This window comes from Chryseobacterium sp. 3008163 (genome assembly GCF_003669035.1).
Lineage (GTDB): Bacteria > Bacteroidota > Bacteroidia > Flavobacteriales > Weeksellaceae > Chryseobacterium.
Genome location: NZ_CP033070.1, coordinates 4,388,460 through 4,415,399, shown reverse-complemented (window position 1 = coordinate 4,415,399; position 26,940 = coordinate 4,388,460). Strand labels below are relative to the sequence as shown.

23 protein-coding genes are annotated in these 26,940 nt (G+C 35.7%); 9 read left to right on the top strand and 14 right to left on the bottom strand.

Annotated elements, in window-relative coordinates; translation table 11 throughout:
* Window positions 1-218: 218 nt before the first annotated feature.
* Window positions 219-1,361 carry a hypothetical protein gene (locus EAG08_RS20475; RefSeq protein ID WP_129537064.1) on the top strand — a complete coding sequence of 381 codons (1,143 nt, stop codon included), beginning with the start codon at window positions 219-221 and terminating at the stop codon, window positions 1,359-1,361.
* A 78-nt stretch (window positions 1,362-1,439) separates the two neighbouring features.
* On the opposite strand, the gene EAG08_RS21495 is transcribed toward EAG08_RS20475, so the two are convergent.
* The 6 genes from EAG08_RS21495 to EAG08_RS20450 form a co-directional block, all read right to left on the bottom strand.
* Entirely contained in the window at window positions 1,440-1,613 is a 174-nt protein-coding gene (locus tag EAG08_RS21495; protein WP_164998600.1) for a hypothetical protein, read from the bottom strand.
* 163 nt (window positions 1,614-1,776) lie between these two features.
* A complete protein-coding gene (locus EAG08_RS20470) occupies window positions 1,777-3,198 on the bottom strand; it encodes a sugar MFS transporter (protein ID WP_129537063.1) in 1,422 nt (473 codons plus the stop codon).
* A gap of 311 nt (window positions 3,199-3,509) precedes the next feature.
* Window positions 3,510-5,969 carry a glycoside hydrolase family 3 C-terminal domain-containing protein gene (locus tag EAG08_RS20465; RefSeq protein ID WP_129537062.1) on the bottom strand — a complete coding sequence of 820 codons (2,460 nt, stop codon included), beginning with the start codon at window positions 5,967-5,969 and terminating at the stop codon, window positions 3,510-3,512.
* A 144-nt stretch (window positions 5,970-6,113) separates the two neighbouring features.
* Window positions 6,114-6,992, bottom strand: a complete 879-nt coding sequence (locus EAG08_RS20460; RefSeq protein ID WP_129537061.1) for an alpha/beta hydrolase — start codon at window positions 6,990-6,992, stop codon at window positions 6,114-6,116.
* A 460-nt stretch (window positions 6,993-7,452) separates the two neighbouring features.
* The gene (locus EAG08_RS20455; protein ID WP_129537060.1) at window positions 7,453-9,744 is read right to left on the bottom strand and encodes a glycoside hydrolase family 3 protein; all 2,292 of its coding nucleotides are present in this window, start codon (window positions 9,742-9,744) and stop codon (window positions 7,453-7,455) included.
* A gap of 9 nt (window positions 9,745-9,753) precedes the next feature.
* Window positions 9,754-12,018, bottom strand: a complete 2,265-nt coding sequence (locus EAG08_RS20450; protein ID WP_129537059.1) for a TonB-dependent receptor — start codon at window positions 12,016-12,018, stop codon at window positions 9,754-9,756.
* A gap of 550 nt (window positions 12,019-12,568) precedes the next feature.
* On the opposite strand from EAG08_RS20450, the gene EAG08_RS20445 reads away from it, so the two are divergent.
* A complete protein-coding gene (locus tag EAG08_RS20445) occupies window positions 12,569-13,318 on the top strand; it encodes an NUDIX hydrolase (RefSeq protein WP_129537058.1) in 750 nt (249 codons plus the stop codon).
* Between the two features lie 36 nt (window positions 13,319-13,354).
* Here EAG08_RS20445 and EAG08_RS20440 read toward each other — a convergent pair whose 3' ends face one another.
* Both EAG08_RS20440 and EAG08_RS20435 read right to left on the bottom strand, forming a co-directional pair.
* Window positions 13,355-13,981, bottom strand: coding sequence for a chloramphenicol acetyltransferase (locus tag EAG08_RS20440; RefSeq protein WP_129537057.1), 627 nt, complete (start codon window positions 13,979-13,981; stop codon window positions 13,355-13,357).
* A 29-nt stretch (window positions 13,982-14,010) separates the two neighbouring features.
* Window positions 14,011-14,358 (bottom strand): winged helix-turn-helix transcriptional regulator, encoded by a 348-nt coding sequence (locus EAG08_RS20435; protein ID WP_129537056.1) that lies wholly within the window; start codon window positions 14,356-14,358, stop codon window positions 14,011-14,013.
* Between the two features lie 130 nt (window positions 14,359-14,488).
* Here EAG08_RS20435 and EAG08_RS20430 point away from each other — a divergent pair, with 130 nt between their 5' ends.
* Window positions 14,489-15,550, top strand: coding sequence for an NADH:flavin oxidoreductase (locus tag EAG08_RS20430; RefSeq protein WP_129537055.1), 1,062 nt, complete (start codon window positions 14,489-14,491; stop codon window positions 15,548-15,550).
* 221 nt (window positions 15,551-15,771) lie between these two features.
* Window positions 15,772-15,996, top strand: coding sequence for a rhodanese-like domain-containing protein (locus EAG08_RS23200; RefSeq protein WP_410493345.1), 225 nt, complete (start codon window positions 15,772-15,774; stop codon window positions 15,994-15,996).
* A gap of 20 nt (window positions 15,997-16,016) precedes the next feature.
* On the opposite strand, the gene EAG08_RS20415 is transcribed toward EAG08_RS23200, so the two are convergent.
* The 3 genes from EAG08_RS20415 to EAG08_RS20405 form a co-directional block, all read right to left on the bottom strand.
* The gene (locus EAG08_RS20415; RefSeq protein ID WP_129537054.1) at window positions 16,017-16,682 is read right to left on the bottom strand and encodes a hypothetical protein; all 666 of its coding nucleotides are present in this window, start codon (window positions 16,680-16,682) and stop codon (window positions 16,017-16,019) included.
* 38 nt (window positions 16,683-16,720) lie between these two features.
* Complete coding sequence (locus tag EAG08_RS20410) at window positions 16,721-17,371, bottom strand: NADPH-dependent F420 reductase (RefSeq protein WP_129537053.1); 651 nt, start codon at window positions 17,369-17,371, stop codon at window positions 16,721-16,723.
* 91 nt (window positions 17,372-17,462) lie between these two features.
* Window positions 17,463-18,071: a Crp/Fnr family transcriptional regulator gene (locus EAG08_RS20405; RefSeq protein ID WP_129537052.1), complete on the bottom strand. Its 609-nt coding sequence runs from the start codon at window positions 18,069-18,071 to the stop codon at window positions 17,463-17,465.
* Window positions 18,072-18,155: 84 nt separating this feature from the next.
* On the opposite strand from EAG08_RS20405, the gene EAG08_RS20400 reads away from it, so the two are divergent.
* The 4 genes from EAG08_RS20400 to pdeM all read left to right on the top strand — a co-directional run bounded on the left by EAG08_RS20400 (window position 18,156) and on the right by pdeM (window position 24,185).
* Entirely contained in the window at window positions 18,156-19,181 is a 1,026-nt protein-coding gene (locus EAG08_RS20400; RefSeq protein ID WP_129537051.1) for a ligase-associated DNA damage response exonuclease, read from the top strand.
* Entirely contained in the window at window positions 19,178-20,758 is a 1,581-nt protein-coding gene (locus EAG08_RS20395) for an ATP-dependent DNA ligase (protein WP_129537050.1), read from the top strand. Before EAG08_RS20400 ends, EAG08_RS20395 begins: the two co-directional genes overlap by 4 nt.
* Before the next feature lie 241 nt (window positions 20,759-20,999).
* Window positions 21,000-23,408: a ligase-associated DNA damage response DEXH box helicase gene (locus tag EAG08_RS20390; RefSeq protein ID WP_164998625.1), complete on the top strand. Its 2,409-nt coding sequence runs from the start codon at window positions 21,000-21,002 to the stop codon at window positions 23,406-23,408.
* A gap of 132 nt (window positions 23,409-23,540) precedes the next feature.
* Window positions 23,541-24,185, top strand: coding sequence for a ligase-associated DNA damage response endonuclease PdeM (gene pdeM / locus EAG08_RS20385; RefSeq protein ID WP_129537048.1), 645 nt, complete (start codon window positions 23,541-23,543; stop codon window positions 24,183-24,185).
* Window positions 24,186-24,238: 53 nt separating this feature from the next.
* Here pdeM and EAG08_RS20380 read toward each other — a convergent pair whose 3' ends face one another.
* Window positions 24,239-24,493 (bottom strand): hypothetical protein, encoded by a 255-nt coding sequence (locus EAG08_RS20380; RefSeq protein ID WP_129537047.1) that lies wholly within the window; start codon window positions 24,491-24,493, stop codon window positions 24,239-24,241.
* Window positions 24,494-24,793: 300 nt separating this feature from the next.
* Here EAG08_RS20380 and EAG08_RS20375 point away from each other — a divergent pair, with 300 nt between their 5' ends.
* Entirely contained in the window at window positions 24,794-25,387 is a 594-nt protein-coding gene (locus EAG08_RS20375; RefSeq protein ID WP_129537046.1) for a Crp/Fnr family transcriptional regulator, read from the top strand.
* 33 nt (window positions 25,388-25,420) lie between these two features.
* Here the strand turns inward: EAG08_RS20375 and EAG08_RS20370 are convergent, their stop codons facing one another.
* A complete protein-coding gene (locus tag EAG08_RS20370; RefSeq protein WP_129537045.1) occupies window positions 25,421-26,164 on the bottom strand; it encodes an SDR family oxidoreductase in 744 nt (247 codons plus the stop codon).
* 33 nt (window positions 26,165-26,197) lie between these two features.
* Complete coding sequence (locus EAG08_RS20365; protein ID WP_129537044.1) at window positions 26,198-26,812, bottom strand: Crp/Fnr family transcriptional regulator; 615 nt, start codon at window positions 26,810-26,812, stop codon at window positions 26,198-26,200.
* Between the last annotated feature and the right edge of the window lie 128 nt (window positions 26,813-26,940).

Here is a 26,940-nt window from a genome sequence, read left to right as displayed (position 1 = left end):
TGAAAGCGTTGTCTCTTTCCTTGTCTGCATCTGCTACGTTTACTCCCTTACCACTGTATATTTGTTTGGTGTACCCATAGTTGTGAGGTGGGAAAACGGCTGTTTTTGAATGTTTGAATTTTCCGTAGAAATACTGAAGGTTTTGAATTAGTGAGTTAATATTTTTACTGCTTGAAAGAAAAAATATTTATCTTATCTTCATTTAATAATAAAAAACTATGGAACTTAAAAAGTATGACGAAAAAAAAGATTTCTTACTCTTATTTATTATTCTACTTAGTGTCATTTTGTTAATTTATTCGTTTTATTATATTTATCAATATTATGGAATGAATAATTTAATTACTTCTGTACCTAAAAATAGAAATAATGATGGAGAACTATTAAATCCAAATGAAATTGGTGATAGTATAGGGGGAACATTAAATCCAATAATTGCTATAACTGCATCAATGCTAACATTTCTTGCTTTTTATATTCAATATAAAGCTAATAAATCCCAAAAGGAGATTTTTAATTTAAGTTTAGATAATGAAGTTTCAAAGTTAACCATAGAGAAGGAGATGAAAGAATTAGAGGTTATAAAGTACTACCAAACCAATCTAAAAATCTTCAAAACTTTAATAGAATCAATGATTGTTTATTTTGAAGAGAACGGAAGGTTTGCAAAGACATTTATTGAAGAAGAAAGAAATTTCCTATTGGGAAGTAACGTATTAAGATATTCTACAGATTCTAGCTTTAAATATTTTGAGAAATTGGAATTCCGCGAAATTTACAATTCTATAGTTTATTATTTTAATGAAAAATATCCAAGCATTGATTGGGAGGATGATTTCATTGAAGTCTTAAATATAATAGAATTTTATAATGAGTTTTTGAATGAATCTCGTGATACATTTAAAAAACATTCAACATCAAAGTACAATAATTTAACAGAAGTTGGATTAAAATTAGATGAAAAAATGGGTGACGTTTTTATTGATGAAAATTTAAATACTCATAGTTCTCTTTTGTCGTATTTAAAAATTATTCATAATCGAGATGAAAAGGGAAATTTTATTATTCCAAATGAAATTTTCTCTCAAAAAGGTGTAGATTTTCAAAGTTTACAAATTGAGTTTTTTAATAATTTTATTCCTCATCTTAGAAGTATATATGATACTTATAAAACAACACATTATAAAGATATGTTAGAAAGTTTTAGCAAAATGAATAAAAGTATTGGAACTGAAATTTTTCAGACAGATAATTATTTAAATGGTTTAGAATTAAATTATGAACAATATTACAATTTGGAAAATACGGATTATCCTTTACAAAAAGTTAAAGAATTTATAGCTAAAATTTATTTTGATTAATAGTAATTTATTGAAATAGATTTATAAACTAAAAAAACCTGCTCAACAGCAGGTTTTGTCAATTAAAGATATAAGATTTTAGTTACAACCATTGCAATAACTTTTATCGACGTATTCTTTATTACCTCCAGACGATAAATAATAACATCCACCTTTCTCACCTGTATACAAGGTATGTCCATTATAACTACAAGATTCTGAACTATTGCTGCTTCGGTCACAAGAGTTAATCGTAATTGTTAAGACAATCATTAATAATAATTTTTTCATAAGGTCAAGTTTTATAGTTGTTTAAATCTTTAACAAAAGTAAACTAAGGCTAAAAGGGAAAAATACGGAAAACCATAAAACAAGAAAAAATGCAACAAAAAAACCTGCTCAAAAGCAAGTTTTATATTTTAAAAGCTCAAACATTTTAATGTCCCGATTTAGCATCAGCATCCTGCTTCACATGACCCAGATATTTGGTACAATACGCCCCAAAAATCAAAATAAATACATAACAAAATACAGGAATAATAAATGAATGCTGAACTCCGAAAATATCCGCTAAATATCCCTGAAAAATAGGAACAATCGCACCTCCTAAAATCGCCATTACAACCAATGACGAACCTTGACTTGTGTATTTTCCTAATCCTGAAATGGCAAGCGTATAAATATTAGAGAACATAATCGAGTTGAAAATTCCGATTCCTAAAATGCTGTACATCGCCAATTCGCCGTGATTTAACATCGCTGAGATCAGTAACAAAACGTTGATTCCTGCAAAGATGGATAAAGTTCTTGCCGGAGCAGATTTTCCCACAAAAAATGCAACGAAATTTAAAGCAATAAAGACCAGGAAGAAACTGATTTGTGAAAACGTTAAATCAACAATACTGAAAATCACTATGAAAACCGCCGCTGCAGCTCCCAACATATACAATGCTTTCTTGCTTTGGCTGATTGAATGATTCAAAGAAATCGCACCTAAGAAACGTCCAATCATCGCACCTCCCCAATATAGAGAAAGATAGTTTTTACTGACTACTTCATTAAGATTCATAACCTGTGGCTGCTCAAGGAAACTGATGATGAAACTTCCTACCGCTACTTCCCCACCTACATAACAGAACATCGCAAAGACTCCGAATAAAAGATGTGTGTGCTGCAATGCGCCCAAACCTTTTACGGCTTCCTCTTCTTCTGTTTGAAACGATGGTAATTTTACTCTTGAAATTAATAAAGCAACCAGCAATAAGATTCCTGCAAAAATTAAATAAGGAATTCGTGTTGCTACTGCAGAGAACGAACCGTCATCAGCCGAGAAAAATTCAAAGATTAAATGTCCGCCCAAAACCGGAGCAATCGTCGTTCCGAAGGCATTAAAAGCCTGCGTCATGTTGAGTCGGCTTGATGCAGAATCTTCTGAACCTAACAGCGAAACGTAAGCGTTTGCAGTGATTTGAAGAACTGTAAATCCTAATCCAAGAACGAACAATGCTCCTAAAAATAGTCCGTAAGAAGAGAATGTTGCCGCCGGATAAAACAAGATACATCCGAATGCAGCCAAGAAAATCCCGAAGAGAATTCCTTTTTTGTAACCAACTTTGTTGATGGGATCTCCGCTTGATGTGGAAACCAAAAAGTAAATTAATGAACCTATAAAATAAGCTCCAAAGAAACAAAACTGTACCAACATCGATTCGAAAAATGTCAGTTTAAAGAGCTGCTTCAGGTATGGAATAAGGATGTCATTCATGCATGTGATGAATCCCCACATAAAAAATAAAAGCGTAATGGTAATCAACGGAATGGTATAATTCCTTTTTGATTGTACTTCATTATTGATCATATACATTAAAATTTAAAGAGTCTAAAGATAACCTCTTTTGTTTATAATATCTTAATTTGAGACAATAAATTTAAACTTAAGATTAATTTTTACTGAACCATTAAGATTTGTTTAGTTTTTAAGAATTATTAAGTTTTGTAAACAAAACCATTAAGTAAACCGCTGAATAAAATCTTTGATTTTTCTTAATAGAAACTTAAAAATTTAATTTTCTTAATGGTTTAAATTTTATCTCTCACAGATTTTACAGATTGAGCAGATTTTACAAATAAAGAATCTGCAAAATTTGCTCAATCAGCGAGAGTATAATTTTAAGGTTTCAAATCTTCAAACTGTTTGTCTGCAGGGAAAACGTGCTGTACTTTTTCAACGACCAATTCTTTAGGAACTGAGAAATCTGCGGTTTGTTTGATATCCAATGAAGATGCACCAACAGACACTTTGTAATTTCCTGCTTCAGCCACCCAAGCGGATTTTGCGGTAATGTAGGATGCCAAATCTTTCGGATTCAAAGTCAAAGTGATGGTTTGAGATTCTCCCGGTTTCAGATCTTTTGTTTTGGCGTAGGCTTTCAACTCAGATTTTGGTTTGTCGATCGATTGGTTGGGAGCAGAAAGATATAATTCTACCACTTCTTTTCCGGCAACTTTTCCGGTATTTTTTACATCAACTGTAACTTCTAATTTGTTATTAAAAGTTTTAGAATTCAGTTTTAAATTGCTGTAAGCAAAGTCGGTGTAAGATTTACCGAAACCGAATTCATAAGACGGCTTCACATTGAAGGTGTTGAAATAACGGTAGCCAACATAAATACCTTCTTCATACGTCACCTCTTTTGGATTGTCTGCAGGAATTCCCGGGAAATTCTTTGATGAAGCGTGGTCAGAATAATTCACAGGGAACGTCATCGTCAGTTTTCCTGAAGGATTTACTTTTCCGGAAACCACGTCAGCTACAGAATGTCCGCCTTCCTGACCAGGTTGCCAAGCTAATAGAATAGCATCAACTTTATCTTTCCACGAAGCGGTTTCTATAACACCACCGATGTTTAAAATCACAACCACTTTTTTCCCTTTTGCGTGGAACACTTTGGAGATTTTGTCCAGCATTTCGATTTCTTCCGTTGCAAGGTTGAAATCTTCGTTCACTACTCTATCACCGCCTTCTCCGGAGTTTCTACCCAAAGTCACAAAGGCAATTTCAGAAGTTTCTGCTTTTTTAGCCAGGAAAGCATCATCCATTTTCATTTCAGCCAATCTTCCCGGAAGTGCCAAAATGCCTCTTGCTTTTCGGCTTTCTTTTTCGACAGTTGCTTCTTTTTCAGCGAAAGGTTTGTATAAATCAACCAGTTCTTTGTCCAATTTGTAACCTGCAGCATTGAGACCTTCCAACAAAGAAACGGTGTGTTTGTTGTTGACACTTCCACTTCCCGTTCCGCCTGTAATCCAAGCGTACGAAGTCACTCCGAATAATGAAACTTCTTTCTGTTTATCGGCAAAAGGCAAAGCATTTTTCTCATTTTTAAGCAAAACCATTCCTTCTGCTGCTGCATTTCTTGTGACTTCAGCGTGCTGAACTAAATCTGGTTTATCGCTGTATTTGTATTGAGCGAAAGTTGGTGTTTTGAAAATATATTCTAAAATTCTTTTTGCATTCAAATTCGCCACTTCCTGAGACAATTTCCCTGAATCCAAAGCTGCCAGTAATACTTTTTTCTGAGCAGGAATTCCGGGCATCAAAAGGTCGTTTCCTGCATTCATTTGTTTTACCACATCAGAAATTCCACCATCTTTAATCGATTCAAATCCTGGGAAACCTCCGAACCAGTCGGTCATTACAATGCCTTTGAAACCCCATTCGTTTCTCAAAACCTGAGTCAGTAAATCTTTAGAATCTGAAGTGTAGACACCATTCAGTTTGTTGTAGGAAGACATTACCGTCCAAGGCTGGGATTCTTTCACCGTAATTTCAAAGTTTCTCAAATACAGTTCTCTCATTGCTCTTTCAGAAACGTGTGCATTGATGGTCAAACGGTTGGTTTCCTCATTATTTGCAGCGAAGTGTTTGATAGAAGTTCCCACACCTTGAGACTGAATTCCATTGACGATTGCCGCCGCAGTTTTTCCTGAAATTAATGGGTCTTCAGAGTAATATTCGAAGTTTCTGCCGTTCAGAGGATTTCTGTGGATGTTCAAAGCCGGAGCTAAAAGTACATCGACTCCATACTCCTTCACTTCATTACCCATTGCTTTTCCAACCTGCTCCAAAAGAGTTTTGTTCCAAGTTGAAGCCAATGCTGTTCCTACAGGAAATGCCGTTGCATAATAGGTTTTCGAATCATTTTCTCTCGTTGGCTGAATTCTCAAACCTGCAGGTCCGTCCGCAACAATCGTCGCAGGAATTCCGAATCTGTCAAAAGAATCTGTTCCACCTGCAGCTCCGGGAACCAGACCTTGTTTTGAATCTCCGACAGGTCCTATCAGCACTTCAATTCCGGGCATTCCGGTTCCGATTAAAAGATTCACTTTTTCTTCATTGGTCATTTGCTTGATGATGGCATCGATTCTTTTGTCCACCGAAAGACGAGTGTCTTCCCAAACGTCTAATTTTCCGTTTTTGTTGGAATCTTTAAATGTTTTTCCGTCAACCGTCACCGTTGCATTTTTAGTCTGAGCATTTGCAAACGGCGATGCAGCAAATAAAGCCAGGAATAATCCTGAATATTTTGCTTTCTGAGAAAGTCCTATCAGCGTTGATATATTCTTTTTCATATGTTGATATTTATATTAATTTGATTTTTTTGATAGGATTTTATCCCATCCTTTAGTAAAGCGTCCCTTTGGGACTTTATTGATCAATTTTAGAATTTCTCACATATTTTTTAAATGTTGCAGATAAAAAATCTGCTTAATATTCTATAAAAATTTGTGAAATCTCAACCAATCCAGATAGACATCCGACCATTTGTCAACAGGAAGATTCTGTTTTCCCATTCCGAAACCGTGACCACCTTTTTCGTAGATGTGAAGTTCGGTTGGCTGTCCTGCTTCAAGCCATTTGCTGTACAATAAAACTGATTTTGGAGCGAGTTTCAATTGGTCATCACTTGCTGCACAAATGAATAATGGCAACGATGCTGAAGGAATCGATGTATCTAAAATCTCCTGACTTGGTCCGCCATAAATAGAAGCTGCGAAATTCGGTAACGTTGAAGCATCTTTGCTGTGAAGAACGCTTTCCAAAATCACACTTGCTCCAGCAGAAAATCCGATGACGCCTAATTTTTCAGGATTGATATTTAATTCTTTTGCGTGGGTTCTGATGTAGGAAATGGCCGTTTTGATGTCGTCTCCAGCCATTACTTTGATTGGAGCTGTTTTTGCGTCAAATGCTTTTCGGTCTTTGATGCCTTCCATCATTTCTTTTGCAGGGTCGTTGGATTTTGTTTCCAATAATCGGTATTTTAAAACGATTGCCGTGATTCCGTTTTCTGCTAGTTTTTTGGCAACATCAATTCCTTCTCTGTTGATGGATAAACTTTGAAAACCACCACCCGGAGCGACAACGATTACCGTTCCGTTGGCTTTCGCCTTATCGGCTTCGAATAATAACATTGAAGGTTGCGCTACGTTGAAAACAACTTCTGTTTTGAACAATTCATTAAATTGCTGCGCTTCTTTTTGTGTCCAGTTTTCTGTTCCCGGCGCTTTTCCTTTGTATAATGGAATTGATTTTTGTGCATTGATTATGCTTAATCCTAAAAGAAATGCACTTGCTATGATTAATTTTTTCATTTTTGAATTGATTTGATTTTAATTTTTTTAACGCAAAGAGCGCAAAGTTTTTTTGATGTGATTCGGTGTTTTTAAGTTCGCAAAGGCGTTCTACTCAGCTAAGACAAACAATTAAATAACAGTTAGCTTGTCATTCCATAGGAATCTAAACTTAGTATTTCAATAAATAACATTGCTGAGATTGCTACGGAATGACAAAAATGCTGTTGATTTATCTCAATAATTTTAACAGCGAATTGCACGCAGCCCGACTTGAGTGGAGCTCTTTTTGTTATTGCGATTGATGAAAAGTTCAACTGATTGACTTCGTTTCTTCGCAATAATAAAAAAGCGGGAACCCTTCGACTTCGCTCAGGATAAACTACAGGCGGAAAAGCTGCCCCAATAAATATTTTGAAAGAAATGAGACCGAACGTAATGCCCGGTCTCAAGACATCAATTAACTAATTTTGATGAACTATTACTTATGATATTTTTGAGTTCTGGCATCTTTAATCACACCAGACCAGTTCATTCCGTAGCCGAAATCGTAGTTGTGACCTTCGGAATCTTTGTGCGTTTCCATATCGTAAGGAACGTCTTCTTTCTGCTTTTCAACCGTCGCCATATTCGCTGGCATCTGAAGCGGAAGCAATCCTGAAGGTTCGTATTTTCCGGTCACAATATCAACAACTGCCTGATTGGACACATTGAAATTCATCAGAATTGCATCTGCGTGTTTTTCAAATTCATTAAAAATCATTGGCTTAGAAGCTGTGATAGAAACGATTACAGGTTTTCCGTTCATTGCTTTGTAAGCATTTTCTATGGCTAACAAATCTGTGAAATTGGTCGCTGTAGAAGTTTTGTTTTTGAACGTTCTGTCGTGTACGTTTGGAGCAACAACCGGGTCTCCCGCTGCGATACTTTTTTCACGAGCTTCTGTTGCTGTATAAGTCTGATATTGAAGAGAAATCGGGACATAACCGTTGCCGCCTTCTCTGGCATCGATGTCGCTGTAACCGCCTTCTTCACTGTGTGGACTTTTCACAAAAACCAAGGCGAAATCAGCTTTTTCAGGGTCATCGGTTACGTTAAAAAGTTTCTTCACTTTTTCGATATCCACGGGATATTCTAAAGATGGTCCGGTGTAAATTCCCCACCAGTTGAAGGTTGCTGGAGAATATCTCTTCGGAATATAAGCCGTTTTTCTTTCCTTAATTGGAAGAATATTGGCTTTGTTTTTCAGCATCACGATTGATTTTACCTGAGCCTCGTACCCCGCTTTCATAAATTCAGGATTTCCGACGATTTTCTTGGTTTCTTCTGTGTTTACGTAAGGATTTTCAAACAATCCGGTTCTGAAGAAATTTCTCAACAAACGAACGGCCGACTGTTCAAATTTTGCACGATACGCTTTTTCGCCGTGTTCTTTCACGCCCATTTGATACGCTTCCAAAACAGGGGCTTTGTCGTTGTTTCCTCCGAATTGGTCAACGCCCGCTTCCAAAACTTTGTAATGACGTTCTGCGATGGATAATTTCTCAGCTCCCCAAGGTTTTCCGGCAAATCCTCCCGGAGATTTTGGTTCGTCTGCGGTGATTAACCAATCGGTGCAGACTACGCCGTCGTATTTGTATTTCCCACGAAGTAAATCAGTGATTAAGTATTTGCTATAACCGTTTCCTACATTTTCTCCGTTTTTCGTATCCTGATTGAAACTAATCGTGTAATAAGGCATTACCGCAGAAGCTTCTTTGGTTCCACCATTTAATTTGAAAGCACCTTCGGTAAAAGGTTTTACATGATTCTGAAAATTATTTCCCGGATAAACCGCATATTTTCCCATCGCCCAATGACCGTCGCGACCGCCTTCTTCAGGTCCGCCTCCCGGCCAGTGTTTTACCATTGCATTTACACTTTTGCTACCCCAGCCGTTTTTACTTCCGATGGTTGTCTGGAAACCGTCGATGTAACCTCTTCCTAAATCTGCGGTCAATTCAGGACTTTCGCTGAAAACATAAGCGATTCTGTACCAACGGGGTTCTGTTCCCAAGTCGATTTGTGGAGATAAAGCCGTTGAAATCCCTAAGGCTCTGTATTCCTGAGCAGCGATATTTCCGAACTTCTTTACCAATTCTGGGTCGAAAGTTGCGCCCATTGCCAAACCATCCGGCCAAAGAGAAATCTGTCCGCCTGCACCTTCATTAAATTCTGCTGTTACCGTTGCCGAATGTCTCGGGTCCGTACTGTTGTTGGCAGGAATTCCTAATCCTAAACCTTCGATGTAAGCCTGAATATTATTGCTCCATTTTGCGGCAATTTCCGGAGATTCTACTGTCGTTACCAAAACGTGACGAAGATTATCTTCTTTTAAAAATTTCTTCTGTTGGTCTGTTAAATCGAAAGCTTTTGCGCCACTTTCTTTGTAGAACTTTCCATTATATTTTCCTGCTCTGAAACCTTCTGCTGGAGCAGGAACTGATTGGTGACCGCTGTACAGCATCAACCCTGCAATCTGCTCAACCGACATTTTTGAAGCTAAATCTTTTGCTCTTTCGTCAACCGGAAGTCTCCAATCTTCGTATTTGTCAAGCTTTCCGTTTTTATTTAAATCTTTAAATTTATTTCCGCCAACCGTCAGAATTTTCACACCTGAATCTGCAGAATACCCCAAAACCGGACCTTTGGAATTGGTCACGGTTTGGATATTTTGAGAAAAAGCAGTGACGCCCAGAAATAAAGCGGCTATATTGAATACTGATTTTTTCATTGTTAAATTTTAGAAATTAAAGCTTACAGAAAACTGACCTGTCAATGGCATAATGTATGTTCCCGTCAACAGTTTTCCGTAGTATGGACTTGCATCGGTAATCAGTTCAGCACCGTTGATGGTTCCACTCGCTCCTCTTTGGTTCAGGAAGTTGATAACCGTTGCGCCAAGGTTGATGTTTTTGTTCACCGTATAACTTACCCCACCGAAAGTTTCCCATCTTGGTGCGAAGTAAAGTGCATTCGTAAGGTTTGCATATTGTTTTGAGAAATATCTGAAACTTGCCCAGAATCTCCATTTGTCAATCGTATAACTTGGGTCAATTTCCATCAGCACTTTAGCAACTCCCAACACATTGTTGTCGTTGTAATCGTAAGCTGTTCCGAAAGCATTGAAATTGAATTTCTTATACACAGGATTCTGTAAAGTCAATAAATAATGTAAATTAAATCCTTTGAAAGGTTTTACTACAAAATCGGTTGTCCATCCAATCGTCTGAATATCATAATAAACCGTAACGTTTTGAGCTTGAGTCGTATTTGCAGGGTTTACCAAATTATATCTGTTTAAGTTATTGTTCTTTTTAAGATAAGTCGCCTGAGAAATCAACTGAATGTAATCTGTGTTCCAGAAAATCCCCAACGCTCCCAACGGACTTTTAATTTTATTGGTATTCGGTTCAAAAGCCTGCGAATAACTTTCTAATCTTCTGTTTTCCTCGGTATATAAAGCGTTTGCGATAACTCCAAAGTTTTTGGTAATGTTATAAGTTGCGTTTAAACTACCTCCAATCTGGAAGAAACTTTGATTGATTTGATTAAACTGGCTTGGGTCTGTGAAATTAAAACCTACAGTTCTTGGCGTCAAAGAATATTCGCCATCAATGATATGATTTCTTAAATGTAAACCGTAACTTAAATTGAAGTTATCTGAAACTTTCCATTCGTCTGTTCCGTACACTGAAAGTTTGTTTTCTGTACCGCTGTGGAATTCTCCTCCTGCATTGTAGTTGTAAAAACCGTCTGCGTCAGTCGTCGTTCCGATCAGTCTTTGAGGCTGTGGCTCAACAGTCTGGAAGAAGAAAGATCTGTTTGATGTGAATTTATCTATATTGTAATATTGTTCTAAGACTCCAAAAGTAACATTATGATTTCCTAATTGTTTGTTTAATGAAAAACGTCCTGCAATATTGGTAATCGGCGTTGAAGGCGTATGCATTGCCAACTGAGTTCCAACCGCTCCTGTGTAAACCTGACCTGTTGAAGCAATCGTGTAACCCGCAGCAGCATTGGCATTGAAAATACTTAAAGGGATAATGTTCGAAGACTTCGCTGTTGCAAAGTGGGCTCTGGTTGAAAATTTGAAATTCCAGCCGTTGTTTAATAAATAATTACCGAAGATATCGATGTTGTGGGATGTATTTCTACTGTCGTTTCCGTCCATATTTGCCCAGTAGGTATTTCCGGAAAGAATGTCTTTCATTTTTATTTGTCCGTCTCTGACAACATAAGAATCTCTACCGATTCTGAAGTTGTCCAACTCGGTTACTTTTCCGTTTTCTCCATATTGGAAAACTGCATAATTGGTGATGCTGTAAGAATCTGCATATTTATATTGAATCGAAATCTTTCCTTTATCATCATTAAAATATTTGGTAACACCTGCTCTGAAAATTTTTGTTTCATCTACATTTCTGGTAAATCCCAATTTGTAAGTACTCGGGTCGAAATTGGCAAAAGCACCAACAGTGTACGTCCAGCCGTTTTTAGAAATTGGTCCGGAAACATTTACATCTCCCTGCAACCAACCGAAAGTACTCGTCGTGAATTTTCCTTTTAGTTTAAAATCTTTGGTTCCAGTCTGAGAATAAGAATTAACTGCAAAACCAAGATCGCCCATTGTGTTTGCAAGCTGATCCATTTTCAACAATCCTGTTTTTTCCAAGCCTACACTTTGTCTCCAGGTTTTGTTCGGAAGTTCCGGCCAAAAGAAATAAACGGCAGGTAAATCATTTTCAAGAATGGTAATTCCACCCACTGTTGATGGCAAACCGATGTTCACGTCTCTTGGACTTGTGTTGTTGGCTGCGTTCAACATTACGTTTCTGTTGTTGTCTTCTTTTGAAGAAGTGGTCACGGTTTTTACGCCTTCCTCTGTTTTTACAGCATTCAGTGCATTCTTTACAGCCAGCGTATCAGTTTTTTCTTGTCCAAAAACTGAAGCAAAGGAAAACATTAGTCCCAAAGCTGAAATTTTAAGTGTAGATTTTCTCATGTTTTATTATATAGTTTGTCTTTACTTTTTTTATCTTTTTTCAAGGCACAACATCTCCTGCACCCATTTTTGGGTGATTTCTACATTCATTAAAATTGTTTGGAATTTTTAGTAACCTGCTACTTTTTAAGCTTTTTTAATCAATAAACATACTTCATGTAAAACTTCAATCTAATTCCAAATTGTATTTCGACTTTAGGTGAAAAGAATATTCATTTATTGTCGAGCAATAGATATTCAAATAAGAATATCTTGAAATAAATAATTAATAATAGTGTTTTTTTCATTGTTTCATAACGAAACATTACAATTATACATTGTTTAGATGAATTACCAAAGAAAATATTAATAAAAATTAATATTAAATTTAAAATGCTGATTTTTAGAACATTAAAATTTAATACCAATAAAAAAACTCATTGATTCACATGGAAACTATGATAAAAATCAAGTTAAAAAATCCCCAAATTCATATTCTATCTACCATATTTCAGAAATTCTTAATTTTTTAATGTTAAATTTGTCATATTAGATATTCACAAAACAGTATATGGATTCACAACAACAATTTTTAAGTAAATCTGAAGAGGCTAAAGACCTTTACCTATCCCATCTGTCAGCCGATCCGGTAGTTTTTGGTTTTGATAAAAGTGAATTGAAAGTTCTACTCCTTCAGATGACCTATCGCAAACAATGGCTTTTGCCAGGCGGATATGTGAAAAAAGATGAAGATTTGGACGAAGCTGCAAAGAGAGTTTTGAAAGAAAGAGCCGGAATATCAGATGTTTATCTAGAAGAATTTGCTGTTTTTGGAAAAAAGAAAAGAAGTGAATTTTATTTCGAAGATTTTGATGATTCTCTATGGCACAAACAACGTTTTGTATCTATAGGATATTATGCTTTGTATAATCCTGACAATGCAAATCTAATCATTGACGAATTCAGTGATAAGTGCGAGTGGGTATATCTAAGCCAGCTAAACGAAATTGAATTGGCGATGGATCACCGCGAAATCATTGATAAAGCATTACTCGCTTTAAGAGAACGAATTTCGTATAAACCAATCGGTTATAATCTTTTACCTGAAAAGTTCACTCTTTCAGAATTGCAGAAATTGTATGAAACCATTTTAGGAAAAGAGCTCAACAGAGGAAATTTCTACAGAAAAATTAAAAATTTGGGTATTCTCAGAAAATTAGATGAGCAACGCCGTGGCGGTGCCCACAAGTCTCCTGACCTTTATTCTTTTGATGAAGATAATTATAAGAAAGCTTTAGAAAACGGTTTAAATAACTGGTAATAAAAAAAATCCTGATGTGCTCAGGATTTTTTTATGTTACAAACTTAGTTGTCTCTCAAACTCTTCAAAGTATTTTGCCAAATGAATTCCATCTGCTAAACCATGATGGGCTTCGATAGAAACAGGAAGATATTTTTTACCATCACGGATATTGAATTTTCCAAATGTAATTTTCGGAATACATTCTTTCGGATCAAAATTAGTTGGATGAAGCATGGCAGAAAACGATTTCCAAGGAATAGTCGTATGTCTGATATGATTGATCGGTAAAACATCATTGCTGATTCCTAATCCTGTTGAGTTTTGCACAGATTTTACTTCCTTTTGCAATTCTTTATTAAAAGTTTCGAAATCTTCTGAATAATGGAAAAATGAAAAACCAAATGTTCCGTCGGGTCTTCCGATAGTACCTCCGACGTGAACTTCATCATATAAAATTACTTTTCTGTCAACGATTCTAAGTTTCAATTCATCTACCGTATTGATGGCAATCATTGATTTGTGAAGATAAACAGCATAAAAAGAATGTCCTTGTTCTTTTGCATCATCATAAGCTTTTGTACAGTCAACTTCAGTTGTAAATCCGAAAAACGGACTTTTCATTTTTGAGAAGAATTCGAAATGTTCCTTTCTGTTCCAGCTTTCAATATCTATTACTCTCATTTTTATAGTAACCGTTCCTTTTTATTTATTTAAACAATAACATCCAAATTTTTCTCAGAAAAATCAAATTGTTTTTCCCATTCTTCAAGTAAGCTTAAAATGGGTAATAATGCCAAGCCTTTCTCAGTAAGTCTGTACTCTACTCTCGGCGGAAGTTCTTTGAATTCTTGACGGGTTACCAAATTGTCTTCTTCCATCTCTCGCAACTGATCTGTAAGAACTTTTCGTGAAATAACTGAAATTCTTGCTGCAATCTCACCGAATCTTAAGATGCGATCTTTAATGACCAGTACAATAATCGGTTTCCATTTACTACCCAAAGCCGACATGGCTTTTCCGAGAGGACAGCTGCAATGCTTAATCTTTTCTTGTCTCATGATATGTTAAATTAGTTATTAGTTACCGCTAAGTTACTAGTTTTTTTTAACTATATGATACAAAAGCAAACTATTATTAGTTACTTTGTGTAACAATTAGGAATTTAAACATTTAAATTAATTTAAAAAGATGAATATAGACGCATTATTTGCTCCATTCAATTATAAAAATCTGAACCTTAAAAACAGATTAGTAATGGCACCCATGACAAGAGCCCAATCTAATAATGGAGTTCCAACAAAGGCAATTGAAGATTACTATGCAAGAAGAGCTGCGGCAAACGTAGGCTTGATTTTATCAGAAGGTACAGTAATCAATCGTCCTGCCTCAAAAAACATTCAAAACATTCCCGATTTCTACGGAACGGAAGCTTTGCAAGGCTGGAAAAACGTAATTGATGCCGTTCATCAAAATGGTGGAAAAATGGGGCCGCAAATCTGGCACGTTGGTGATACAAGAAGTTCTGAAGCTTATCCGGAAATTCCGATGGAAAAAGCTTCTACCATGTCTTTGGAAGATATCAAAGATACAATCGCACAGTTTGCAGCATCAGCAAAATCAGCTAAAGATTTAGGATTCGATTGTATCGAAATTCACGGAGCTCACGGTTATTTGATCGATCAGTTTTTCTGGGAAGTTACCAATACCAGAACAGATGAATATGGCGGGAAAAACATTAAGGAAAGAAGCCGTTTTGCAGTTGATGTCATTAAAGCAATCAGAGCTGCGGTGGGCGAAGATTTTACCATCATTATCCGTCTTTCTCAGTGGAAGCAACAGGATTACAAAAGCAGATTGGCAACAACACCATCAGAGATGGAAGACTGGCTTTTACCATTGAAAGATGCCGGAGTTGATATTTTCCATTGTTCTCAGCGTCGTTTTTGGGAACCGGAATTTGAAGGTTCTGATTTAAATTTTGCAGGTTGGGCAAAGAAAATTACGGGTCAGCCAACGATAACTGTAGGTTCTGTAGGTCTAAAAGGCGATTTCATGAGTGCATTTGCCGGTGAAGGAAGCGAAAAGGCTGATCTTTCAGAATTGTTGCGCAGATTTGAGCGTCAGGATTTTGATCTCGTTGCTGTAGGCCGTGCATTGTTGACAGATCATCAGTGGGTACAAAAAATAAAAGAAGGAAGAACCGAAGAAATTTCAGATTTTTCTGCCGAGAGCCTTGGCGTATTGTATTAATTTGATTTTAATATTTAGTGAAACTGTTTTCCTTAAATATTTACCAAAAAGAGTTGTTTAAAAGCAGCTCTTTTTTTGATTGATAAAATTTGTCCCTTTGTAAAACAGACCAATTGGTATTTTATGAAAAAATCTGAAGCAACGCGTCAAAACATTCTTCAAAAAGCATTTGAATTAATCTACAGCCACGGTTATCAGACGACTACGCTGATTCACAGAATATTTCTTTAGGAACAATTCGTGAAAGTTACGTCGAACTTGATCCTGATAAAACGTATATCACGGTTTGTTCGCACGGTTTGAGAAGTGTAAAAGTTGAAAATATTTTAAAAGAAAAAGGTTTCAAAAAAGTTTACAATGGCGGTGCGTGGAGCGATTTTGCAGAAAAACTTAGATTTAAAATAAAAATTCCGAAAGAAATAAACTCTTCCGGAATAATAATCTGAGAAAATCTACAAAATAATTCTTATTGTTTCGTAATTTTTAAATCTTTGAAATAACCGATTGTCCCAATATCCACCCAAAGTCCAATACTTCCAGATTGCGTTTTTCCCTTTCGTTCATTCACAACAAATGACGGGTGCTTTTGATTATTGACATATAAAATTGCAACTCCTTTTTTCAGTTCAATCCGTAACGTAATCCACTCATTCAAACCTGAGTCTGCATACGTTTCATATTGCCCTTTAAATTCTGGTTTTCTCAATTTTTCAAACTTAAAATCCGGATATGCATAATATTGTACACTGTGATTTCTCGCAAATTGTTGTTCAGACCTAGCCGCTTTTGGTCTTAAATAAATTGATTCAAAAGCAGAATTATCTTTATTAATATTAAAAGCTAAGCCTATAAAACCTTGTGCAAACTCAAATGGAGAAGGATTTTGAATCTGACTGTACACCTTTACCTCAATTACTCCATTATCAATATTTGTATTCGTTAATTTTAAGAAAGTCGCTTCGTCAACCGTATTCTCCAGATGATTGACATCGAAAGGTATTTTGTCTAAATCTCTTTCAATCTTTAAAACTTTATCACCTTCAAAATCAATGACTGAAGCCGTTACATTAGAAATTTTAAACTCCTTATTTTCAAATTGTATCGTTTGAGCATAAACATTTGTAATAGTCATACCCGTAATTATCAATGATAATATTTTATTCTTAAACATTATATTTTTCCTTTTGCTTCAGTTAATGTAATTGGTTTTCCCAACGCACCGAACTCGTGAAGGTCTCCAAAAACTTCAATTCTGATTGATTGATTAATGCCACCGATTCTTAAAGGCTCAAATCCACTATCATTAATTAAACCCTCTACTTCAGGATTGATACTTTCATCATCAGTAGCATAAAATAAAACTGATTTCTCCGGATTTTGATAAGCAGATTCTGATAAAGAGGAAGCACCAAGAGTTCCTAAAGCCTTAACTAACATTGCATTTTCAGGTAAAAATTTCGAATTGATTTCTCCGGCAGATTCATTTTCGCCAATGATTTTTTTGAAACCTCCATTTTCATCCGGAGAAATTGGATTAGAAGGGTCAACAATAATTTTTCCTTCCAAATCTTTTGAATATTCTTTTAAAAATCCTTCAATCGCTTCAAACGGTATGGCTAAAACCAAAATTTGTGCATTTTTTACAGCATTCGGAATATCACTCGGAAGAACATTATTTCCCCATTTTGCAGATAATTCTTTTGCTTTTTCAAGGTTTCTGTCGGCAACGATAAACTGATTTTCAGATTTTGCAAGATTTCCCGCAACTGCCTGTCCAATATTCCCTAAGCCGATTACGGCTACTTTTGATGTTGTTGTCATTACTATTTATTTTTAAAATTTATAATGCAAATTTCCATCAGAAGAAAGGCTTTTTCCAATGAACTGAATTAAGAAATGGTCTTAATCTAGATTAAGATTTTTCTTTAAGAAGTTTAGCTTTTAGCTTGCTTAAAAATTCGGGTGTAATACCCAAAAATGAAGCAATCTGCGTTTGTGAAAGCCGGTTGGAAAGATGAGAATAGGTTTTCAGAAAAGAAAGATACCGGTCTTCGGCTGTCGAACTTATGTTTTGAAGCAATCGATTTTGAAGTGTGACAAAACTGTCTTCAATTAAAACCCTGAAAATTCTGTCAAATTTTGGAGCAGAAATATATAGCCTGATTAAATTTTCATAGCTAATCTGAAGAATCATCGTATCTTCCAACGCATCGATGCACAATTCTGAAGGTTTTTTCTGATGAAAACTTCCAATATCACTCAACCACCAGTTTTCTGAAGCAAATTGAAGGATATGTGTATTTCCTTTTTCATCAATTTTATACATTCTCAAACAGCCACGAACAACAAAATTGAATTGATTACAGACATCATTTTCCTGCAAAACATATTGTTTTTTCCTGTAAAGTCTCGATTTAAAAAATTCTGTCACAAGTTGAGTTTCTTCCGCATTCAAAGGAATTATATTATTAAAATAATTTAGTAATGGCTCTGAAGAAGCTTGAAGCAGATTATCTTTCATCGAAAAATTTTACAAGACAAATTTATGATAAGTTTTAACAATTGGTTAGCTTTTTGAATAGTAAATTCCAAACCAAACACACTCTTGAAACTCATCACATTCACAAACAAAGGTATTTATTGTCCGCAGGGGAAATTTTATATTGACCCTTGGCGACCTGTAGATTATGCGGTCATCACCCACGGTCACGCAGATCACGCCCGTTGGGGAATGAAAAAATATCTTTGCCATCACTTCACAAAACCTATTTTACATCAAAGAATTTCTCCGGATATCGAATGTCAGACTTTGCAGTACGGCGAAGTTTTAGACATTAATGGTGTCAAGCTTTCTATGCATCCGGCTGGTCATATCATTGGCTCGGCGCAGATTCGTTTGGAATACAAAGGGTATGTGAGCGTTGTCTCTGGAGATTATAAAGTTCAGGATGATGGTTTAAGCACGCCTTTTGAATTGGTAAGATGCAATGAATTTGTGACTGAAAGTACGTTCGGACTTCCCATTTACAACTGGCTGGAAGTTCCGAATTTAAATAAAAGACTTCAGAGTTGGGTTTTAAGAAATCAGGAAAATCAGAAGACTTCTGTGTTCATCGGATATTCTTTGGGCAAGGCGCAGCGAATTATGAAAGCCGTTGAAGGAATGGGAAAAATCCACGTCCACTACTCGATTGGAAAGCTGAATAAAGCCTTTGAGGAAGTCGGAATTGTGCTTCCTGATTATGAAGTTCCCGATTTCAGAGAAAGCATTAAACACGTTGCTGGTGATATTGTCATCGTTCCGCCCGCTTTGTTGGACAGCAATGTCATCAAGAAAATTCCTGATGCGGCAACAGCGATTTGTTCAGGTTGGATGCAGGTTCGCGGTGCAAGAAGATGGCGAAGTATGGATGCCGGTTTTCCAATGAGCGATCACGCCGATTGGAAGGGTCTGTTACAGGCTATCAAAGCGACAGAAGCAGAAATCGTTCACGTAACTCACGGACAGACCGAAGTTTTTTCAAAATATTTAAACGAAATCGGAATAAATTCTGACGTAGTAGAAACCTTATACGGAGATGACGATGATGAAGTCGTCGAAAAAGAAACCATCGAAAAACCTGAAGTATGAGACATTTCGCAGAACTCATCAACGCTTTGGAAAGCACGAATAAAACCAATGCTAAAATCGATGCCATCATCGATTATCTTGAGCGTGCGCCTGATGATGACAAATTGTGGTTCATCGCCCTATTTACGGGGAAAAGACCCAAGCGAAATGTCAACACCAACTATATGAAAGAATGGGCTTTGGAAATCATCCAATTGCCGTTCTGGCTCTTTCAGGAAAGTTATTCTTCGGTCGGCGATTTGGGTGAAACGATATCATTGATTCTTCCTCCGCCAACTGAAAAAATCGAGAAAACACTGTCTGAATGGATGAATGAAATCATCGGACTGAAAACCAAAACTGAAGCCGAGAAAAAAGAGTTTGTTCTCAATTCCTGGAACGGTTTAGATTATACCGAACGGTTGATTTTCAATAAATTATTGGGCGGAAGTTTTAGAATTGGCGTTTCATCGAAAACTCTGATTAATTCTTTGACTAAATTTTCAGGACAGGAAGCAAGCACATTGATGCACAGCTTGATGGGAAAATGGCAACCCGATGAAGTTTCATTTAAAGAATTGATTTCGGCTGAAAATATAAATCCCGATAATTCAAAACCCTACCCTTTTTGTTTGGCTTATCCGCTTGAAAAAGAGCTGGAAGATTTGGGAAAACCCGAAGAATGGCTTATTGAATATAAATGGGATGGAATCCGTGGACAAATCATCAGAAGAAATGACGAAGTTTTCATCTGGTCGCGTGGTGAAGAACTCGTGACCGAGCAATTTCCCGAAATTGCTGAGACCATAAAAGCGATGAAAGGCAACTTTGTGATTGATGGAGAAATACTTGCGGTAAAGGAAGGTAACGTTTTAAATTTTAACGAATTACAAAAACGATTAAACCGTAAAACTTTAACTAAAAAAATGCTCACTGAAATTCCAATTGAAGTTTTTGCATACGATATTTTGGAACTCGAAGGAACGGATTTGAGAGAAAAACCCATCTCTGCCAGAAGAGCAATGTTGGAGGAATTATTATTAAATGAAGCTCCCGAAAACATCAAAATTTCTCAGACAATTGATTTTGAAGACTGGAGCAAATTAGATTTAATCAGGGAAAACTCAAGGGAAATCAACAGTGAAGGTTTGATGTTGAAACAGAAAAATTCGAATTATCATTCCGGACGAAAAAAAGGCGATTGGTGGAAATGGAAAATAAGCCCATTGACGATTGACGCCGTCTTAATTTATGCTCAAAAAGGTAGCGGAAGACGAAGTGCCTATTATACCGATTACAGTTTTGCCGTGAAAAGTGGCGATAAACTGGTCACTATTGCCAAAGCCTATTCCGGATTGACCGATAAAGAAATAATGGAAGTCAGCAAGTTTGTGAATAAAAATGCAATTGAAAAATTCGGTCCTGTTCGTACTGTGAAAGCTGAATTGGTTTTTGAAATTGCGTTTGAAGGAATTGGCTTCAGCAACCGACACAAAAGCGGTGTGGCATTGCGTTTCCCAAGGATTTTAAGATGGAGGAAAGATAAAACTGTAAATGATATTGATGATATTGATGATATTAAGAAATTGATACAATAAATTTTTAAACGCAATGATCGCAAGGTTTTAATTTAAATTTTTGAAAACATTTCTTGTTCGTAAGGGCACTGCATTCAGCAAATGACAGCAAAATTTCTTAGCTGAGTGAAACGCCTTTGCGAACGAAAAATATGCAGAAGAATGTCAAAAAAACTTTGCGCTCTTTGCGTTTAAATAAAACAATTACTAAAATTTGAGCAACTACGAAAATACCGAAGGCTTTAAAATCATTCAAAACTGGATGATGGAAAAAGGCAACTCGCCATTTAAATTTCAGGTTGATACCTGGAAGAAATTTGGTAGTGGCTATAGCGGAATGGTGGTTGCTCCGACCGGTTTTGGGAAAACTTTTTCTGTATTTTTAGCTTTAATTTCAGATTTTCTGACGAATCCTGATAAGTATAAAAAAGGGCTGAAAATGATTTGGATAACGCCACTTCGTTCGCTTTCCAAAGATATTGCCAAAGCAATGCAGGAAGCGATTGATGAGATTGGCTTGGATTGGGCGGTTGGTGTAAGAAACGGCGATACCGACCCGAAAGTCAGACAACAGCAGATTAAAAATATGCCTGAAATTCTGGTTGTCACACCTGAAAGTTTGCACTTGTTTTTGGGACAGAAAAATCATCAGCGATTCTTTAGTAGTATGCATTGCGTTGCGGTGGATGAATGGCACGAATTGCTGGGTTCCAAGCGTGGCGTTATGGTCGAATTGGGAATTTCTCAACTCTTTCATTATGTTCCGAAACTTAAAATCTGGGGAATTACAGCAACCATCGGAAACCTTGATGAAGCGCAGGATGTTTTGATTCCTTATGATATTAAGAAGACAAAAATTACGGCTAAAGAACTCAAGAAAATTGATATTATTTCGGTTTTTCCGGATGAAGTTGAACTTTTGCCTTGGGCAGGGCATCTCGGACAAAAATTAGCCGATAAAGTTGTTCCGATTATTCTGGAATCTAAATCGACCATCGTTTTTACAAATACCCGAAGTCAGAGCGAAATGTGGTATCAGCTTTTACTGAATGCCTATCCTGATTTTGCCGGACAAATCGCCATTCATCACAGTTCAATTGATGCGCATTTAAGAATTTGGATTGAAGAAAATTTAAGTTCAGGAAAACTAAAAGCGGTTGTTTCTACATCATCATTGGATTTGGGAATTGATTTTAAACCAGTTGATACCGTAATTCAAATCGGTTCTGCGAAAGGTGTTGCCAGATTTTTGCAAAGGGCTGGACGAAGTGGTCACTCTCCTTTTGAAACTTCAAAAATTTTCTGTGTTCCCACGCATTCATTAGAACTGATTGAAGTTGCTGCCTTAAAGGAAGCCGTTAAACAGAAAGTTATTGAACCTCGTGAGCCGGTAGTTCTGTGTTTCGACGTTTTGGTTCAGTTTCTGATGACATTGGCGATTGGCGACGGATTTTTACCTCACGAAGTTTACGAAAGAATCAAGAAAGTCTACACGTTTCAGGAAATCCGAGATGAGGAATGGAAAGCGATGATAGATTTTCTCACGATTGGCGGAAGTGCTTTAAAAAGCTACGAAGAATATCACAAAGTTGTCGTGATGGAAGATGGTTTGCACAAAGTGACTTCCAGAAAAATCGCAATGCTCCACCGAATGAATATGGGCGCCATTGTTAGTGATGCGATGCTAAAAGTTAAATTTATTTCCGGAGGTTACATCGGGATGGTTGAGGAATATTTTATTTCGAGACTGAAGAAAGAAGAGAAATTTATCTTGGCGGGTCGGGTTTTGGAAGTGGCAATGATTAAAGATATGACTGTTTTCGTTCGGGCTTCCAAAGGAAAAGCGCAGGCTCCAAGTTATCTGGGCGGACGATTGCCTTTGAGTTCTAATTTGGGGCATTTTTTAAGAGAAAAATTATCAGGAGCGTTGAATCCGAAAGCTTCTGAAAAGGAACTGAAATTTCTGCATCCACTTTTAGCCAATCAGGAAAAGCGTTCACACATTCCTAGAGAAGATGAATTTTTGATTGAATTAATTAAAAATCGTGAAGGATATCATTTGTTTATGTATCCATTCGAAGGGCGTTTGGTGCACGAAGTAATGGCAGCTTTGATTGCCTACCGGATTTCAAAACTGGCTCCGATTTCTTTTTCGATGGCGATGAATGATTACGGTTTTGAATTGTTCAGCGACAAAGAAATTCCACTCAATGAGGATAACTTAGGTAAGATTCTGACCAGAGATAATCTGATGGTTGATGTGATTTCGAGCATAAATTCAGCAGAAATGGCAAGACGGAAATTCAGAGATATTGCGGTAATTTCAGGAATGGTTGTGCAAAATTTTCCCGGACAGCAACGTTCAAATAAGGCTTTGCAAAGTTCAGCTGGTTTGATTTTTAAAGTTTTGGAAGATTACGACCCGAATCATTTTCTCGTGAGACAGGCTTATACGGAAGTTTTTAATATGCAACTTCAGGAACAACGTTTAGTAGAAGCATTTAAACGGATTGAAAAATCGAAGTTTATTTTAAAATATTCCAATAAATTTACACCTTTGAGTTTCCCGATTAAAGTTGACAGTTTGCGCCAGACTTTGACCAGTGAAAATCTGGATTTGAGAATTCAGAAATTAATTAAACAGTCTGGAAGAAATATTAAAGACGAATAATTAAAGAGAAATAATATCCATAAAGTTTGTCATTCCGCAGGAATCTTTGTCATTCCGCAGGAATCTCAACGTTATAAATAAAGCATAGCTTAGATTCCTACGGAATGACAAAAATGAGAATAGAAATTTTCAATGAATATAGCGACCAAAAACATAACAATTCAAAACGAAATTTTCACTTTAACTAATCAAAGAGCTTTGTATTGGGAAAAGGAAAAGTCTTTAATTTTTTCAGATTTACACATCGGAAAAACCGCACATTTTCGTAAAAACGGAATTGCTTTGGCGAATCATATTATGAAAAATGATTTGGAGCGTTTATCTATCTTAATAGAAAATTTTCAGCCTGAGAAATTTATTATTGTTGGAGATTTATTGCACGCAGGAAATAATTCTGATGTTGATATATTCTGTGAATGGAAAAATCAATATTCGGATATCAAATTCTGTTTGGTAGAAGGTAATCACGACAGAATTTCGAAAACTTTAGAGAAAAAATTGTGTTTAGATTTTAAAGCAGATTCATTGGAAATTAATGATATTTTATTCGTTCACGATTTTCATAAATCTAATTCTAAATTTCAAATCACAGGACATATTCATCCTGGTTTTGTTATTAATTCTCCGGTGAAGAAAATCAAATTACCTTGTTTTGCTGTAACTTCTAAACAACTGCTATTACCCGCTTTCAGTGAATTCACAGGTCTGGATACAAAAAACATCCCTAAAAAAGGAATGTATTTTGTTTTTACAGATTCTGAAATTTATGAGATTTAGATGAAACTACAATTCATCAAACCATTTGTAGATATCGACTGATGAAGAGATATTCAGTTTTTTTCTGATTCTGTTTTTTCTGTTTTGTATTGCTTTCGGGTTACATAAGTGTAGGTCGCAATTTCTTTTGTCGTTAGATTCAATTTCAGATAAATACAAAATATCAGCTCCGAATTTTGGAGATTGGTTTGTATTGCTGCCAGTTTTTCAAAAAAATCCGGATTTGAAGTTTTGAATTTACTCAAAAGGCGCGGTGAGTTGTCTTTAGCAAGTCTTATAATTTCCTCTTCTGCCAAATTTTTCATCATATTTCTCAATTATATTTTTTTCATTTCAAAGTATTACATCTATTTAATAATAAGTTTTCAGATATATTTCTACCATAAAATGATTAATTATCATCAAATATATTAGATTATACCGTTGACTTTTTATGATTGAAATCAAGATGTCAAAATTAAATTAAACTCGAATCAAAAACTATGTGGTATCTGTGTGGTAGCATATTAATTCACTATTAATAAAAATTATTTTTTCTTTACATTTTATTAAAACATCCCTATTTAAAGTAAATACAAGGAATAATAATTAGTGTTTTAAATCAATTTATGATTAATGAAGATCTACTGTTTTCTAATGGTGCAGAATATAAAAATTTTAAAGCAAACGAGATAATTTTTGCAGAAGACGACACACCTTCCTATTATTTTCAGATTACAAAAGGTAAAGTGAAAATAAACAACTTCAACGACCAAGGAAAAGAGTTTATTCAGAGTATTATTTCTAAAGGTGGAAGTCTGGTGCCAACTGCCCTATTTTCTACAAAATCTTATCCTTTAAATGCTATTGCCATCGAAGATTGTACATTAATCAGACTGTCAAAACATAATTATCTACAGCTTCTAAAACAAAATCCCGATTTGTATGAAACTACTTTGAATTTCATTTCAGAAAATATGTATTACAAATACATTATGATGCAAAGCATGTCATTTCAAAGTCCTGAAAACAAGCTCAAAACGTTGATGAATTATCTTAAAAATCAACATCAGGATCAGTCGCAATATTCATTTCAAATTCCATATACTCGTCAGCAATTGGCTTCTCTCACCGGATTAAGCGTCGAAACCGTCATCAGAGTCACAAAAAATATGGAGAAAAATGCTATCCTCAAAATACAAAACAGAAAGATATTTTTCTGATACTTCCTGCTTTTGATTTTTAAATCTGAATTTTTATCCATTTATAATCAATCCGCCGTTGGGATGCAAAACCTGTCCGGTGATTTGCACAGCCTGATCTGATGCAAGAAAAAGAAAACTTGTAGCAATTTCTTCTTCAGTTGCATTTCTTTGTAGTGGCGGTTTAGATTGATCTTCTTCCTCTTCATCAAAAGTTTCTTTAGTAAGTGGTGTCGCCACTGGTCCTGGTGCCACTGCGTTTACCCGAATTCCCTTGGGTTTAGACTGTAGTGCCAATGATCTTGTGAATGAAACAATTGCTCCTTTCGTTGCAGAATAATCTAAAAGCTCCGCATGACCTTGATAAGCTGTAGCAGAAGTAGTATTGATTACAGACCCGCCCTCTTTTAAATATGGAAATGCAGCTTTTGTCAATAAAATCATCCCGATGATATTTGAATTAAAAGTTGTACGAATGTTTTCTTCCTCCAAATTTTCAATACTATCACACGGAAATTGAGTTCCTGCATTATTGATTAAAATATCTAATTTCCCGAACTCTGAAACGGTTTTTTCAATTGCTTTTTTACAAAAATCAGAGTCATTGATATCGCCTTGTAAAATGATTGATTTTCTTCCTAAAGAAATGATTTCATTCATCACTTTTGCCGCACCTTCTTCATCCGAATGAAACATAATGGAAACATTGGCACCTTCTTTAGCAAACAGTAGCGCCACTGCTTTTCCTATTCCGCTGTCGGCTCCTGTGATGAGTACTGATTTGTTTTCTAACTGCATTTATATTTCGCTTTTGTTTTGATTTAAATTAATTTAAAAGAAAATTTTTCTATTGTCAATTTTCACTGTAAAATCTTTCTCCATTTTTTTTATGGTTCTGATAACCGTTTCTACACGAAGTCCCGTAAGATTGGCAATCTGCTGTCGAGTCAGCTGAACCTGAAATGATAATGGAATATCGTCACTGTGAAAACTTTTTAAATATTCTAATAAACCCGTCAATCTTATAACCGGATCATTTGAAGCTAAATTTTGCATCATAATAAATTGATAATGCATTCTTTGAGACATACAAGAATTGATTTGAACAGAGGTTTCCGGATGTTTTTCAAGAAGATTCAAAAAATTAGGTTTAGCCAATTTTATTACTCTGCAATCTGTAATTGCTTCAGCGTTGATTGGATATCTTTTGTCAATAAATAACATAGAATCTCCGAAGCTTTGGCCAGATCCTAAAATATTGTGTATAAATTCTCGGCCTTCATCATCCTGATTATTTTCCTTTACTTTTCCCTCTACAATTTGAAAATAATACAAAGGAATTTCACCTTGTTGAAAAAATCTCTCACCTTCTTTGTATGATTTTATTTCACCTCCGAAAGCTTTTAAAAGATCTTCATCTAATTTAGTACAGCTAATGGTTTTCATATCATTTAATTAGTTTATCGAATTTTTAAGACATATTTTGTGCCAATTTCCCTTCAAGCATTACTTGATTTAGTAAAATCAACCTTACAACCTTAAACTTAATTTACAACAATTATGATTTGAATCAT

Coding starts and splice junctions, on each gene's coding strand:
- EAG08_RS20395 (WP_129537050.1), top strand. CDS start 19,178: ATGAGACATTTCGCAGAACTCATCAACGCTTTGGAAAGCACGAATAAA.
- EAG08_RS20440 (WP_129537057.1), bottom strand. CDS start 13,981: ATGAGAGTAATAGATATTGAAAGCTGGAACAGAAAGGAACATTTCGAA.
- EAG08_RS20450 (WP_129537059.1), bottom strand. CDS start 12,018: ATGAGAAAATCTACACTTAAAATTTCAGCTTTGGGACTAATGTTTTCC.
- EAG08_RS20390 (WP_164998625.1), top strand. CDS start 21,000: ATGATGGAAAAAGGCAACTCGCCATTTAAATTTCAGGTTGATACCTGG.
- EAG08_RS20380 (WP_129537047.1), bottom strand. CDS start 24,493: ATGATGAAAAATTTGGCAGAAGAGGAAATTATAAGACTTGCTAAAGAC.
- EAG08_RS20460 (WP_129537061.1), bottom strand. CDS start 6,992: ATGAAAAAATTAATCATAGCAAGTGCATTTCTTTTAGGATTAAGCATA.
- EAG08_RS20445 (WP_129537058.1), top strand. CDS start 12,569: ATGGATTCACAACAACAATTTTTAAGTAAATCTGAAGAGGCTAAAGAC.
- EAG08_RS20370 (WP_129537045.1), bottom strand. CDS start 26,164: ATGCAGTTAGAAAACAAATCAGTACTCATCACAGGAGCCGACAGCGGA.
- EAG08_RS20375 (WP_129537046.1), top strand. CDS start 24,794: ATGATTAATGAAGATCTACTGTTTTCTAATGGTGCAGAATATAAAAAT.
- pdeM (WP_129537048.1), top strand. CDS start 23,541: ATGAATATAGCGACCAAAAACATAACAATTCAAAACGAAATTTTCACT.
- EAG08_RS20430 (WP_129537055.1), top strand. CDS start 14,489: ATGAATATAGACGCATTATTTGCTCCATTCAATTATAAAAATCTGAAC.
- EAG08_RS20405 (WP_129537052.1), bottom strand. CDS start 18,071: ATGAAAGATAATCTGCTTCAAGCTTCTTCAGAGCCATTACTAAATTAT.
- EAG08_RS20410 (WP_129537053.1), bottom strand. CDS start 17,371: ATGACAACAACATCAAAAGTAGCCGTAATCGGCTTAGGGAATATTGGA.
- EAG08_RS20475 (WP_129537064.1), top strand. CDS start 219: ATGGAACTTAAAAAGTATGACGAAAAAAAAGATTTCTTACTCTTATTT.
- EAG08_RS20470 (WP_129537063.1), bottom strand. CDS start 3,198: ATGATCAATAATGAAGTACAATCAAAAAGGAATTATACCATTCCGTTG.
- EAG08_RS20455 (WP_129537060.1), bottom strand. CDS start 9,744: ATGAAAAAATCAGTATTCAATATAGCCGCTTTATTTCTGGGCGTCACT.
- EAG08_RS21495 (WP_164998600.1), bottom strand. CDS start 1,613: ATGATTGTCTTAACAATTACGATTAACTCTTGTGACCGAAGCAGCAAT.
- EAG08_RS20365 (WP_129537044.1), bottom strand. CDS start 26,812: ATGAAAACCATTAGCTGTACTAAATTAGATGAAGATCTTTTAAAAGCT.
- EAG08_RS20465 (WP_129537062.1), bottom strand. CDS start 5,969: ATGAAAAAGAATATATCAACGCTGATAGGACTTTCTCAGAAAGCAAAA.
- EAG08_RS20435 (WP_129537056.1), bottom strand. CDS start 14,358: ATGAGACAAGAAAAGATTAAGCATTGCAGCTGTCCTCTCGGAAAAGCC.
- EAG08_RS20415 (WP_129537054.1), bottom strand. CDS start 16,682: ATGACTATTACAAATGTTTATGCTCAAACGATACAATTTGAAAATAAG.